The organism is Enterobacter sp. TMH.L2, from assembly GCF_050847315.1.
Taxonomy (GTDB): Bacteria; Pseudomonadota; Gammaproteobacteria; order Enterobacterales; family Enterobacteriaceae; genus Cedecea.
In genome coordinates this window covers 1,692,892-1,705,047 of the sequence record NZ_CP193791.1, presented here as the reverse complement: position 1 = coordinate 1,705,047, position 12,156 = coordinate 1,692,892, and the positions used below count along the sequence as shown (strand labels likewise).

At 55.4% G+C, this 12,156-nt stretch carries 12 protein-coding genes and 1 tRNA gene; 4 read left to right on the top strand and 9 right to left on the bottom strand.

Translation table 11 applies throughout. From position 1 onward, the window contains the following. Positions 1–56: 56 nt before the first annotated feature. Genes ACREYP_RS08120 through ACREYP_RS08105 form a run of 4 tightly spaced genes read right to left on the bottom strand, consistent with a single transcriptional unit; the run spans position 57 to position 3,476 of the window. Complete coding sequence (locus ACREYP_RS08120; RefSeq protein WP_008457996.1) at positions 57–560, bottom strand: protein disulfide oxidoreductase; 504 nt, start codon at positions 558–560, stop codon at positions 57–59. Continuing rightward, positions 550–1,179 (bottom strand): DsbA family protein, encoded by a 630-nt coding sequence (locus ACREYP_RS08115; RefSeq protein WP_498881249.1) that lies wholly within the window; start codon positions 1,177–1,179, stop codon positions 550–552. Before ACREYP_RS08115 ends, ACREYP_RS08120 begins: the two co-directional genes overlap by 11 nt. After that, a complete protein-coding gene (locus ACREYP_RS08110; protein ID WP_336818014.1) occupies positions 1,176–3,062 on the bottom strand; it encodes a protein-disulfide reductase DsbD family protein in 1,887 nt (628 codons plus the stop codon). Before ACREYP_RS08110 ends, ACREYP_RS08115 begins: the two co-directional genes overlap by 4 nt. Before the next feature lie 48 nt (positions 3,063–3,110). Beyond that, complete coding sequence (locus ACREYP_RS08105; protein WP_336818013.1) at positions 3,111–3,476, bottom strand: copper resistance protein; 366 nt, start codon at positions 3,474–3,476, stop codon at positions 3,111–3,113. A gap of 191 nt (positions 3,477–3,667) precedes the next feature. On the opposite strand from ACREYP_RS08105, the gene ACREYP_RS08100 reads away from it, so the two are divergent. Both ACREYP_RS08100 and ACREYP_RS08095 read left to right on the top strand, forming a co-directional pair. After that, positions 3,668–3,743 (top strand) — tRNA-Asn (locus ACREYP_RS08100). Positions 3,744–4,301: 558 nt separating this feature from the next. After that, a complete protein-coding gene (locus ACREYP_RS08095; RefSeq protein ID WP_008457988.1) occupies positions 4,302–4,937 on the top strand; it encodes an acyl-homoserine-lactone synthase in 636 nt (211 codons plus the stop codon). A 9-nt stretch (positions 4,938–4,946) separates the two neighbouring features. Here the strand turns inward: ACREYP_RS08095 and ACREYP_RS08090 are convergent, their stop codons facing one another. The 4 genes from ACREYP_RS08090 to ACREYP_RS08075 all read right to left on the bottom strand — a co-directional run bounded on the left by ACREYP_RS08090 (position 4,947) and on the right by ACREYP_RS08075 (position 7,833). After that, the gene (locus ACREYP_RS08090; RefSeq protein WP_336818010.1) at positions 4,947–5,651 is read right to left on the bottom strand and encodes a helix-turn-helix transcriptional regulator; all 705 of its coding nucleotides are present in this window, start codon (positions 5,649–5,651) and stop codon (positions 4,947–4,949) included. A 151-nt stretch (positions 5,652–5,802) separates the two neighbouring features. Beyond that, complete coding sequence (gene nfsB, locus ACREYP_RS08085; RefSeq protein WP_008457985.1) at positions 5,803–6,456, bottom strand: oxygen-insensitive NAD(P)H nitroreductase; 654 nt, start codon at positions 6,454–6,456, stop codon at positions 5,803–5,805. A gap of 62 nt (positions 6,457–6,518) precedes the next feature. After that, complete coding sequence (locus tag ACREYP_RS08080; RefSeq protein ID WP_008457983.1) at positions 6,519–6,824, bottom strand: putative quinol monooxygenase; 306 nt, start codon at positions 6,822–6,824, stop codon at positions 6,519–6,521. A 1-nt stretch (position 6,825) separates the two neighbouring features. Then, positions 6,826–7,833, bottom strand: coding sequence for a zinc-binding alcohol dehydrogenase family protein (locus tag ACREYP_RS08075; protein WP_336818009.1), 1,008 nt, complete (start codon positions 7,831–7,833; stop codon positions 6,826–6,828). Positions 7,834–7,944: 111 nt separating this feature from the next. Between ACREYP_RS08075 and ACREYP_RS08070 the strand changes: the two genes are divergently transcribed. Further along, positions 7,945–8,865 carry a LysR family transcriptional regulator gene (locus ACREYP_RS08070; RefSeq protein WP_336818008.1) on the top strand — a complete coding sequence of 307 codons (921 nt, stop codon included), beginning with the start codon at positions 7,945–7,947 and terminating at the stop codon, positions 8,863–8,865. Here the strand turns inward: ACREYP_RS08070 and ACREYP_RS08065 are convergent. Beyond that, positions 8,862–10,499: a methyl-accepting chemotaxis protein gene (locus ACREYP_RS08065; RefSeq protein WP_498532473.1), complete on the bottom strand. Its 1,638-nt coding sequence runs from the start codon at positions 10,497–10,499 to the stop codon at positions 8,862–8,864. The genes ACREYP_RS08070 and ACREYP_RS08065 overlap by 4 nt on opposite strands. A gap of 200 nt (positions 10,500–10,699) precedes the next feature. On the opposite strand from ACREYP_RS08065, the gene ACREYP_RS08060 reads away from it, so the two are divergent. Next, complete coding sequence (locus tag ACREYP_RS08060) at positions 10,700–12,154, top strand: AMP nucleosidase (protein WP_008457975.1); 1,455 nt, start codon at positions 10,700–10,702, stop codon at positions 12,152–12,154. The last annotated feature ends 2 nt before the right edge of the window (positions 12,155–12,156 follow it).

The window sequence follows — 12,156 nt, the reverse complement described above, 5'->3', positions numbered from 1 at the left end:
CGCGATAGTGCATTTCAGGAAAAAACTGCGTGCCGGTGATAAGCCGGCACGATGAATCACACGCCGGCCCACCACAGGCGAATTTTCATTCCCCAGTAGCTCGTCCAGCCGCTGGTAGTGGACACGACCTGGCCTTTATCGACGATGACGAATGTCGGCGTGACGCCAATTTGCCAGCTGCGGGAAATGGCGCCATCGGCATCATTGACCACCGGGAACTGGACGCCTTTACGCGCCAGCCAGCGGGAAACCTCGCGTTCATTACCTGAGCGAAGCGCAATGGTTATCACGTTCTGCCCTTCAGCCTGCAGCTTCGCCACGTCCGGCGTGGTAAAACGGCAAACTGCGCACCAGCTGGCCCAGAAATAGACCAGCAGCGGGCGTTCCGCGCTCAGCGCGCCGAGCGTGACATCCTGCCCGTCCAGCGTGTGCAGCGGCGTGGCATCAAAAGCCACTGGGGACTGGGGCGCACGCCACCAGTCCATCACCAGCATCACCCCCGCCAGCAAAATCAGCAGAATTAAGCCTTCTCGCAGCCAGCGCCGCAGCTTACTTGCCATGGGCAGCCGCCTGTTTTTCTTTTACTACCTCTTCCAGCGTTTCCCACGGAACCGCCCCGGGGATCATTTCATCGCCAATAATGGTGGCTGGTGTGCCCTGCACGCCCACGATACGCGCTAGCTGAAGGTTGGTGCTTAAGGTTTCCATACTTTTTTCATCCGGGGTGACCGGCGTTGCCCCGCTCTTTTCAACCGCAGCCGCAATGCTCGCCGCATCGTGATAGCCCTTCTTCTGCATCAGTTTTTCATGCAGCGCCAGGAACTGATCTGGATGCTGGCGCCAGGTGGTCAGGACAGTACGCGCCGACAGCACGGAGCTTTCCCCTTTAAACGGCAGCGGCTTCACGATCACCGCCACATCCGGGTATTTCTCCACAATTTTTTCCAGCATCGGATCGAGCTGTTTGCAGTACGGGCAGTTGTAATCGGTGAAATTCACGAGGGTTAACACGGGCTTTTTAGCACCAAATCGCGGACTGGCCGGATCGTTAAACAGCGCCTGTTCAATCAGCACTTCCAGCTGCTTTTGTTGATCGGCGGAAAACGGCGCGGGGACTTCTTTTGCCGCCAGCGCCAGGCCGGAGAACAGCGAGAGGATTAGAATAAAAGCGTATTTCATGGTTTCGCTCCTTTGGCATCATCCAGGGTTGTCAGCACCGAATCGCGAGAGAGCAGCGTCGGCAGCACTTTGCCTTCCGGCAGGCCTGGGCCATAAATTTGGTTGAACGGCACGGCAACCTGGCCGCGGCTTCTCAAAAAGTCAGTGATTTGCTGGGACGGCAGCGTCCAGTCGCCGCGCAGGGCAACCACATCCGGTGCCTGCAGTGCCGCCTGCACGTCCTCTTTGCTGAGCACGTTGTATTTGTTGGCTTTACAGGTAATGCACCAGTCAGCGGTGACATCAATAAAAACGCGCTTATGCTGCGCCAGCGCGTCCTGAATCGCCTGCTCGCTGAGCGGCTGCCAGGCGATATTTTCCTGCGCTGGTTTGCTAGTCGAAACACCGAAATGCACCAGCAGCAGGCTTGCCAGCCAAATCGCCGAACCTAACATCAGCAGGCCAAGCACGCGGCGCAGCCAGGTCATCCACTTGCCCGGGCGGGGCAAACGCATCGCCAGACCGGGACGGAGCGCTATCAGCAGCCACGGCAGACTCATCCCCAGCCCTAAGGCCAGGAACAGCCCCCACAGCACCGGGTAAGAAGCCGTGAGCGCCACCGCCACCGCCGTGCCGAGGAAAGGCGCGCTACACGGCGTCGCCAGCAGCGTGGCGAAAGCGCCCTGCCAGAAATGCCCGGCCATGCCATTGCCGCCCTGCGTTGCCAGCCGGGTGTTCATATTGGAAGAGAGCCTGAATTCAAACAGGCCGAACAGGTTAGCGCTGAACACCAGCATCACCAGCGCCATAAAACCGATGAACCACGGGTTCTGGAACTGAATGCCCCAGCCCAGCGCCTGGTTGGTCAGCCGCAGGACGGTCATCAGCAGCGCCAGCGCCATAAATGAAGCGATGATCCCCGCCACCGAGGCTAAAAACTGGCGGCGCACCAGGCCCCGGTCTTTTTGCTGCACCAGCAGAATAGAGCCCAGCTTCATGCCCAGTACCGGGAGTACGCACGGCATCAGGTTAAGGATTAGGCCGCCCACCAGCGCCATCAGCACGACCTGCCAAAGCGGGAAGGCATCATTTCCCCCTGCCGCGGCGGGTGCTGAACCAATGGTGAGCGTGTTTTGCTGAGCAATGCCGTTGTCGGCCAGCACCAGGGTGACTGATTTCCCTCGCAAATCTGGCGCACCTTCTCCCCAACTGTCGCTGACCGGCACGGTGGCCTGCAGCGAGTCGCCGTCGATGCGGAACGCAGGCTTACCAAGATCGGCCTCTTCCGGCGGGTCAAGATAAAGGCCCGGACTTGTCCAGCCTCCGGCACGCACGGCATTAATTACCAGGCTTCCCGGGCGATAATCGGCTTTGAGCGAGTCGGTCAATCCGCTTTCAACCGGCACCTGCCCCATCGCCTGAGCGAAATCATGGGCAAACTGAGCATCTGCCGCGGAAGGCGTGACGCTAAAGGAATAATCGGTCAGCAGGCAGACGTTGCTGCAGGTAGAAAGCGTCAGCACGCCGCGGATAGTCGCCGGCACCGGGCCGTGAAACACCATCGGAATAGTGACCCGATCGTGGTAGCCCTGGGTCGTGATCCCGGCGACGTCAAAACGCGCAGGCGTCGGCCAGAACCACTCTACTTTGGGCATCTCACCCTGCCAGGCAATAGCTGGCGCAACGCCGCCTTCCCCTGGGGATCGCCAGTAGGTTTTCCATCCTTTTTCGAGCTTCACGTCCAGTAAAAGACGCGTTTCGTTACTGCCCGAGGTATCTGCGCGCAGCCTGACGCTGGCGTGATCGTTATCCGGCGATTGCAGCCAGCCTGACTCTGCTGCCCAGGACACGGGCAACCAAAGCATGAGCAGGCACAGCAGCGCCTGCCTGAAGCGAATAAACATGTTTTTTCTCCATAAATGATTAACTAACTGTCGGAAACAGCCGGTCTGTCATTCACGGAAGACGCAGAAACGAAGATGTACCCTGAGGGTGGGAGGTGAAGTCGCTCTTGGAGCTGAAAACGGCATTCGCGTGGAACGCACGGGCGCCAGTAAGGAAAGCAGCAGGCAAAGTGCGAACAACGCCCCATCAAACAAGACTGGCGGCACGCTCAATAATGATTTAGCGCTAAGTTCGCACGGCGTGACCGGCGAGTCAGCGTCAGCCTGCGGGTTATCCGCCTGGGCAGCAACGGCGCTGGCCACGGTTTCCATCTGCAACGCGTGCAGGCCCGCCATGCGCTGCGCGGTACAAACCAGTACCACAACACATGCCAGGCAAAGAAACCAAATCCCTATACGCCGCTGTTTTACCATCAGGTCCTCACTGTTTAACCCGGCTTATCTTAGCGGCTGGCGAAAGATTGGCAATCTTTGTGCTGTAAAGTTATGTCTGAGCCTGTTTTCTGGCAATTTTTGCTTGTTTTATCGGCAAACGATACAAAAGACGCTTTGGAGGCTTTGACAAGGCCGTGTGGCCTCGCTAATATGCGGCCCGTTCACACGATTCCTCTGTAGTTCAGTCGGTAGAACGGCGGACTGTTAATCCGTATGTCACTGGTTCGAGTCCAGTCAGAGGAGCCATATTTGAGAAGCCCGCTTAAGGAAACTTAAGCGGGCTTTTTGCTTTTGATTTTTCACAAAGTTTTCTTTCCTTCACAAAATTCATTTTTCCTCTGCATCAGCCGTTCACTTTTTAAATTAGTCGGCTACTATTCAGTTATACCGTACGCTTTTCACGCAACCCAGCCCCGCCGCGTTATAAAATATTTTCCCCACATGCAGGCCGTTATGTTAGTAAATTTTCGCGGAGAATTGCAGCATATTGCAGGGAACTGCATTGAACGAGCAGGCTTCTTAATCGATATAAAAGAAAAGCCCCCGCAAATGCAGGGGCTTAATTTTCTTTATTTTTATTTTTTGTAATGTAAAATTACAAGTGCTTACAATCTTGTGCATCGGGAAATCGGTGTACTAGATAATAATCTGTGAACATTTCCCTTGGTGTTGCTCAGGTCTTTGACCGCCTGACCCGCTTGCGTGTTGGCGCGGCCGGTCAGGATTTTTTTAAGTTTAGAGAAGGCCTTAGGCAAAAAAAAGCTGTCTTTAAGTACAGGGGACCTCCACATACAGGGATACGCGATGTGTTCTGCAATTGAATTTTTTATAAGTAATCATAATGATTTACACCCCGGTCTCGCCCGGGAATTGTATGCGTTACGCAAAAAAACATTTCACGAACGGCTCGAATGGAAAGTGGAATGTGAAGATAATCAGGAAAGAGATCAATTCGATAACGCAAATACAACTTATTTAATGGGCATGTTGGAAGGTAAATTATTTTGCGGCGCACGCTTTATTGATGCCAAACATCCGACAATGACAGATGAAATATTTTATCAATATTTTAATAACATTAGTTTACCAAAAGATATTCCATGCTGTGAAATCACCCGATTATTCCTCGACAAAGATCGTCGTGACGAAGGTAATTTACGCACCCTACCCGCCAGTAAAGCATTATTTCTGGCGATGATTATGTATTGCATGAAAAATGGCTATCCCGGTATGCACGCGGTGACAAGTCGGGGAATGTACGCCATTTTCCGTCAGGCCAACTGGAAAGTTGATGTGCTGCAGAAGGGGCTCTCAGAAAAGGGCGAAGCGGTTTATTATATTTACATGCCTGCTAATCAACAGGTTATAGAAGATATTATTAATAAAGATAAAAACAGCGCATGGTTGCGTGAGACGCTCACCCAGCTCAATAACCTGTAACCTCGTCGGTCAGGCACCCAGATCCAACAGCCTGAGTTCGATACTTAGTTTAACCGCGTGACGCGCATTGTTAACGCCAAGCTTTTTCATGGCATTGCCCATGTGGAATTTCACCGTGCGCTCGGTAATGGACAAGATAGTCGCAATCTCGGCATAGGTTTTTCCGGTATAGACCCATTGCAAAATTTGCTGCTCACGCGGTGACAAGAAAACATTCTTTTTCTGCCGAATATCGCTGTATAAATTCAGCATTTTTTGGTGCAGCTTGATAAAGAAAGCGATCGCCGCCTCACGGTTTTCAGTGAGGTTAACATCTGAAGGCTGATGGCTAATCAGCGAAAGCACCGCAAGATTGTTCACATAGTCGTGGAGCGGATAAGTATGCCCTTGCACAATATTGTGCTGTGAACCTTCGTCAAAAATACGCTTTAGCGTATACCCGGAAGAGACCATCATCCCGCTGTCCCATGAAAAATCCTCCAGGGTGCTGAGAGACCGGACAATCACTGGGTCAATAAATTGATATTTATTCTCGAGATAAATGTTAAACCATTGCGGATTGTTATTAATAATACGCATTTGGGAAGGGTCTTTCTTATTCATCACAGCATACGCGTAGGTCGTATGTTTGTAATCCAGAATAAACTCATCAAGTTCGCGCTGAATTAATGAATTTACTTTGCTGTCATTATAATACGTGTCCTTCACAACCATCGCCGTCCGTAGAATTAAGAGAACAAAGTATAGATCATTTCCCTTCGCTTGCCACACCTCAATGCCACCGATTTGATGAATAAACGCAGGAATGGCCTAATATCCATTCCTGCGTCAGCCAGGAAAAGTTAAATCAAGTTATTATCACGCCTTAGATTTCGGTCAGGATCTGACTGAAATCGAGGCGCGACTTTGGCAGTCCAGCGTTAAAGTCCTCCACGCTGCGATAGCCCAGCGCCACCATCACCACGCTGGTCAGGCCCTTCTCGCGCAGGCCAAACTCTGCGTCCAGCGCGGCGGCATCAAAACCTTCAATCGGCACGGCATCAATGTTCAGGGTGGAAACGCCCAGCAGCAGCGTACCGAGGTTGAGGTAAACCTGCTTCTCCATCCAGTGCTGCGCATCTTTCAGGTCAAACCGGTGTTTATTGGCATAGAAAGAGCGGCCTTTGTGCTGCCCTTCTTTGGCCTGTTCCGTGGCAAAGCGCCCATCATCCTGCTCTTTTTGCAGCAATGTTTGCAGGTGTGCATCGTCATAAGCTGTTTTGGCGCAGAACACCACGACATGTGAAGCATTCAGCACTTTAGGCTCGTTTGCCGCGTAAGGCCCGGTAGTCGCTTTGGCAATACGCGCCTTGCCTTCATCACTGCTTACCAGCAAGAAATGCCACGGCTGCGAGTTGGTGCTCGACGGGCTCAGGCGCAGCAGATTTTTGATTTTATCCACGTCTTCAGCGGCAATTTTTTTAGACGCATCAAAAGCTTTCGTGGCATAGCGCCGGGAGGCAGCATCAACAATGTTCATTATTTTTCCTGAATAAGTCGTTGTGTTTTGCAGCGGCCAGCCTGGCCGCCGCGAGTAAAGTGTTAAACGGCAACTTCGTCCAGCGGTACCAGCTTCAGCGGTTCCGCCAGCAGGGCGTCCATTTGTTTCACAAAGGCCTGGAAGTGAGGCAGCGCATTGTGCAGGTCGAGCGCCTGCTGCCCGCGCCATGACTCACGCACGTAAAACGTATCCGGCTCTTGCTGAAGCTGAAACAGGGTGTAGTCGAGGCAGCCTGGCTCAAGGCGGCTCGGCGCGACCAGCGCTTTCAACGCGGCTTTCAGGTTTTCCTGCTGGCCAGCTTTCGCCTTCAGCATGGCAATAATCGTCAGGGTTTCTGTCGCTGCCATATCAGAATCCCTCCAGCACAATTTTACCCACCGCACGCCCGGTTTCCAGCAGCGCATGGGCGCGGCGAAGGTTGCCCGCGTTGATTGTGCCATAGTGTTCGCCGAGCGTAGTTCTTAACACGCCCTGGTCGATAAGCGTGGCCACGCGCGTCAGCAGATTATGCTGCTCAATAATATCGCTGGTGACGAACATCGAACGGGTGAACATAAACTCCCAGTGCAGCGAAATACTTTTGGCCTTCAAGGCGCGAACGTCCAGCGCGGTCGGATCATCAATTAGCGCAAATTTCCCCTGCGGGATGAGCGCCTCAATCAGCTGGGCATAATGTTGTTCGGTATTGGTCAGGCTGGCAACGTGCGTAACGTGCTTCACGCCAATACGCTGTAATTCTTCCGTCAGAGGCTGGCTGTGGTCGATAACGTGGTGGGCGCCGAGTTCGTTCACCCACTTTTGGCTTTCCGGGCGAGAGGCGGTGCCAATCACGGTGGCTTTTGTCAGCCTGCGTGCAAGCTGGGTCAGAATTGAGCCCACGCCGCCGGCCGCGCCCACAATCAACAGCACGGCATCTTCACTGCTGTTTTCCTGAATACCCAGGCGGTCGAAAAGCATTTCCCACGCGGTAATTGCCGTCAGCGGTAATGCGGCAGCAGCGGCATTTTCCACGGACTGAGGCTTAAGTGCCGCAATGCGTTCGTCCACCAGCTGAAACTCACTGTTGCTGCCCGGGCGAGTCAGCGACCCGGCGTACCACACGGCATCGCCAGGCTTGAACAGCGTGACGGCTTCCCCCACTTCCACAACGGTACCCACGGCGTCCCAGCCCAGTACGCGAGGGGTTTCGCTACTAAAGCCACTGCGAACTTTGGTATCAACGGGGTTCACGGAAATAGCGTTCACCGCCACCAGAATGTCGTGCCCCTGAGCAACGGGCTTCGGCAGCGTGATGTCCTGCAGCGCATCAATATTGCTGCCGTCTTTTGCGGCGCGTGTAATAGCAATAGCTTTCATAGCAGCTCCAATAAGGTAATGGGTTCATCAATTGAGTAAAATCATGGTACAAGGAGCGCGTCAGGTGAAAAACCGGCGTCAGGAAACAACACTTATACTCGGAGAGTGAAAATGCTCAGGCTGGAAGACCTTGCGCTGTTTGTCAGGGCGGCGGCGTTAAACAGTTTTAGCGATACCGCCAGGGAAGCCGGGCTGCAGCCAGCCCAGGTCAGCACCGCCATTAAGCGCCTGGAGCAGAACCTCAATATTCGCCTGTTCGCCCGCTCAACGCGCAGCCTGCGCCTGACGCCCGAAGGTGAAGCCTGGCTGCCATACGCCCAGCAGGTGCTGCAGACGCTGGATGCCGGGTATGAACAGATCCAGCCCCCCAGCGACGAAGTACGCGGCACGCTGCAAATCGCCGTCCCTTCGGATCTTGGGCGAAATCTCCTGTTGGATGTTTTTCAGCAATTTCGCAGCACTTACCCGGCGCTAAGCCTGAAACTTCTGTTTTCCGATCGAATCACCGACGTGTTTAAAGATCCGGTGGATGTGGCTTTTCGCTACGGTAATAACGATGATGCGTCTTACATAGCCCTGCCGGTCGCGCCAGAAAACCGCCGCGTGCTGGTTGCATCTCCCGCCTATCTGGCACGCTATGGCGAACCCCAAACCCTTGCCGACCTGGCCCAACACAATGCGCTGACGTTTGTGCTTCGCGGGCGGGTGCACAATAGCTGGTCGTTCAGCCTACGCGGCAAAATGCAGCAGGTGGCGGTGAAAGGTTCAATGATGAGCGATGATGCGGAAGTCATTCACCGGCTGGCGGTAAAAGGGGAAGGTATTACCTACAAATCCTGGCTGGATGTCAGCGAGGATGTGCAGGCAGGCCGTTTAAAGCTGCTGCTGCCGCAGTATGAAGGGGACAGCATTCCACTGAATCTGATTTGCCCGCACCGTAAGCAACTGTCGTCCACGGTGCGGCTGCTGCACGAAGCGGTCAAGGCGCGCTGCGAAAACGCGATGCGCACCCTGCCCGCTATCGAAACTTAAAACGTGACCCAGTCATCTCCTGCCGTGGTGGCTGCTGCGGCTTTTGCCTGAGGTTTGACTTTCGTTTCCACCACGGCGTGTTCTTCGCGCCCGGACAGACGGAAACGCGCCACCGCTTTTTGCAGCATTTCAGTCTGGCCTTCGAGCGCCGCCGCCGCCGCCGAGATCTGCTCCACCAGCGCGGCGTTTTGCTGCGTCACGCTGTCCATTTCGCTAACCGCCACGCTCACCTGAGAAATACCTTTGCTTTGCTCGTCCGTTGCCGAGGCAATCTGCTTCATAATTTGCGTGGTGTCAGACACCGCCTTCAGCACCTCTTTCATGGTGTTGCCTGCCTCGTTGACCAGCGCCGCGCCGCTGTTCACCCGGTTTACCGAGTCGGCAATCAGCGTTTCAATCTCTTTCGCCGCGCCCGCACTGCGGCTGGCCAGGTTGCGCACTTCCCCCGCTACCACGGCAAAACCTCTGCCCTGTTCACCCGCGCGGGCGGCCTCAACGGCAGCGTTTAGCGCCAGAATGTTGGTCTGGAAGGCAATGCTGTTGATGACGCTGGTGATCTCACTGATTTTGCGGGAGCTGTCGGAGATCCCTTCCATCGTGACCACCACATCGCCCACCAGCTTGCCGCTGCGGCTGGCGGTTTGTGAAGCTTTTTCCGCAATGCTGCTGGCCTGGCGCGCATTCTCGGCGTTGAATTTAACCGTGGCCGTGAGCTGCTCCATGCTGGCGGCGGTTTCTTCCAGCGCGGCGGCCTGTTCTTCGGTGCGAGAAGAGAGATCGTTATTGCCGGAAGAGATCTCCGCCGAGCCACGATAAATGTTCTCCGTGCCGCTGCGAATCGCGCTCACCGCATCACGCAGGCTGCCCTGCATCTCGGCCAGCAGCGGGAACAGTTTGCCGACGCAGTTCCGCCCAAAGTCCTCCACCGGGTGGCTGAGGTCGCCTTTCGCAATGACCGAGAAATGATCCCGAATGCGGTCCAGCGGTTTCACCAGCAGGTTCACCAGATAACGATCGGTAAACAGCAGGATCAGCAGCCCAATCACAATCGCCACCAGCACGGTGATTTTCATCAGGCGAGTCAGAGAGTCCACGGCAACCCGCGTCCGATCCAGTCGTTCTTCGGCCACGGCGGTAAACTTGCTGCTGCTGGCTCCGAAGGCACGGCTGAGCGGCGGCGTGACCTGGGTGGCCTGCTGGCGATAATCCGACGCGCTTCCCTGCTGGGCAAGCTGCATCTGCACCGCCACGCCGTTATCTAAAAGCTGCTGCCATTTTTCGATCACGTCGGCGGAAACGGCCGGATCCATTGGCCCAGGCGAAACGCTCTTTAGACGCTCAAGTTCGCTTTTCATGTTATCCAGCGCTTCCTGCACGGGCTTAAAATCGGCAGCTTCCCCCGCCGCCTTCGCCTCCATCACCCGCGAAAGACGCGTAATAAAGCGAAAATACTGGTCGTTGCCTTTGCTGAGTATCGTCATCTGCGACACCAGCTGATGGTCAACGGCGTTGCCATCCCCCAGCTTCGCCAGCGAATAAACGGTAAACACGCCCACGGCTGACCACAGCAGGCAGAACAGCCCCAGCACGGTGAGCAGCACCCGGCGTACGGTAAAATTCTTTAACATTCCCATGTCGTTCCCCTCATCGTTATTGTCGTTATCCCATCAAGCTCGGGTATCAATGGGGTTATCGGCAGCCGCTGCGCGGGTATTCATTTTTTTGTGATGAATTTTTTATGAGGCTCGCAACTCTTCCCGTCTTCCGCTTCCGTTCTGCGCCCGGCATGACATACTGAGACACTAACCCGGCGAGAACCGGTAAAGGAGAATCAATGAATAATAACGTTGTATGCCAGGGGCTGACGCCTGCTGAAGCCCTGGACAAGCTGGAAGCATTGTACGAAAGTTCAGTAACCGCCCTTCGCGATGCGATTGCCCTCTACACCCAACATGGCACGCTGCCGGACGTAGACGCGCGTTCCGACGGGCTGTTTGTCTACCCCGAACTGCGGGTGAGCTGGGACGGCGTTCCCCGTGGCCCGAAAAATACCCGCTCCTATGCCCGCTTTACCCACTCCGGCAGCTACACCACCACGGTGACCCGTCCCGCGCTGTTTAAGAGCTACCTGCACGAACAGTTGAACCTGCTGAGTGAAGACTACGGAGTGCACATTGAGGTTGGCCCTTCTCAGCATGAGATCCCTTACCCATACGTGATTGACGGCCTGAACCTCGACCGCACGATGAGCGCCGGACTGACGCGCCATTTCCCAACCACCGAGCTGTCACAGATTGGCGATGAAACTGCCGACGGCCTGTTCCACCCGACGGAAGCCTGGCCGCTGTCGCACTTTGACGCCCGCCGCGTGGATTTCTCGCTGGCTCGCCTGCGCCACTACACCGGCACGCCGGTGGAGCACTTCCAGCCCTTCGTGCTGTTCACCAACTACACCCGCTATGTGGACGAGTTTGTCCGCTGGGGCTGCCAGCAAATCCTCGACCCGGACAGCCCGTATATCGCCCTGTCCTGCGCCGGAGGCACCTGGCTGACCGCCGAAACCGAAGCCCCGGAAGAGGCGATTTCCGACCTGGCGTGGAAGAAACACCAGATGCCAGCCTGGCACCTGATCGATAAAAACGGCAGCGGCATTACGCTGATTAACATCGGCGTAGGCCCGTCCAACGCCAAAACCATCTGCGACCACCTCGCGGTGCTGCGCCCGGATGCCTGGCTGATGATTGGCCACTGCGGCGGCCTACGTGAAAGCCAGCAAATTGGCGACTACGTGCTGGCCCACGCCTACCTGCGTGACGATCACGTACTGGATGCGGTGCTGCCGCCGGATATTCCTATTCCAAGCATCGCGGAGGTGCAGCGCGCCCTTTATGACGCCACCAAGCAGGTCAGCGGTATGCCGGGCGAAGAAGTGAAACAGCGCCTGCGCACCGGCACGGTAGTCACCACCGATGACCGCAACTGGGAGCTTCGCTATTCAGCTTCTGCGCTGCGCTTCAACCTCAGCCGCGCGGTGGCTATCGATATGGAAAGTGCGACGATTGCCGCACAGGGTTATCGCTTCCGGGTGCCTTACGGCACGCTGCTGTGCGTTTCAGACAAACCCTTGCACGGCGAAATCAAGCTGCCGGGCCAGGCCAACCGTTTCTATGAAGGGGCGATTTCCGAGCACCTGCAGATTGGCATTCGGGCCATTGATTTGCTGCGTGCCGAAGGTGAAAAGCTGCACTCGCGCAAGCTGCGTACCTTCAACGAACCTCCGTTCCGTTAATA

Bases quoted from the DNA above. Each gene is read 5' to 3' on its own strand.
- ACREYP_RS08065 (WP_498532473.1), bottom strand. From the start codon at position 10,499: ATGGGAATGTTAAAGAATTTTACCGTACGCCGGGTGCTGCTCACCGTG.
- ACREYP_RS08120 (WP_008457996.1), bottom strand. From the start codon at position 560: ATGGCAAGTAAGCTGCGGCGCTGGCTGCGAGAAGGCTTAATTCTGCTG.
- ACREYP_RS08090 (WP_336818010.1), bottom strand. From the start codon at position 5,651: ATGGTTGTGAAGGACACGTATTATAATGACAGCAAAGTAAATTCATTA.
- ACREYP_RS08105 (WP_336818013.1), bottom strand. From the start codon at position 3,476: ATGGTAAAACAGCGGCGTATAGGGATTTGGTTTCTTTGCCTGGCATGT.
- ACREYP_RS08095 (WP_008457988.1), top strand. From the start codon at position 4,302: ATGTGTTCTGCAATTGAATTTTTTATAAGTAATCATAATGATTTACAC.
- ACREYP_RS08115 (WP_498881249.1), bottom strand. From the start codon at position 1,179: ATGAAATACGCTTTTATTCTAATCCTCTCGCTGTTCTCCGGCCTGGCG.
- ACREYP_RS08060 (WP_008457975.1), top strand. From the start codon at position 10,700: ATGAATAATAACGTTGTATGCCAGGGGCTGACGCCTGCTGAAGCCCTG.
- ACREYP_RS08080 (WP_008457983.1), bottom strand. From the start codon at position 6,824: ATGGCAGCGACAGAAACCCTGACGATTATTGCCATGCTGAAGGCGAAA.
- ACREYP_RS08075 (WP_336818009.1), bottom strand. From the start codon at position 7,833: ATGAAAGCTATTGCTATTACACGCGCCGCAAAAGACGGCAGCAATATT.
- nfsB (WP_008457985.1), bottom strand. From the start codon at position 6,456: ATGAACATTGTTGATGCTGCCTCCCGGCGCTATGCCACGAAAGCTTTT.
- ACREYP_RS08070 (WP_336818008.1), top strand. From the start codon at position 7,945: ATGCTCAGGCTGGAAGACCTTGCGCTGTTTGTCAGGGCGGCGGCGTTA.
- ACREYP_RS08110 (WP_336818014.1), bottom strand. From the start codon at position 3,062: ATGTTTATTCGCTTCAGGCAGGCGCTGCTGTGCCTGCTCATGCTTTGG.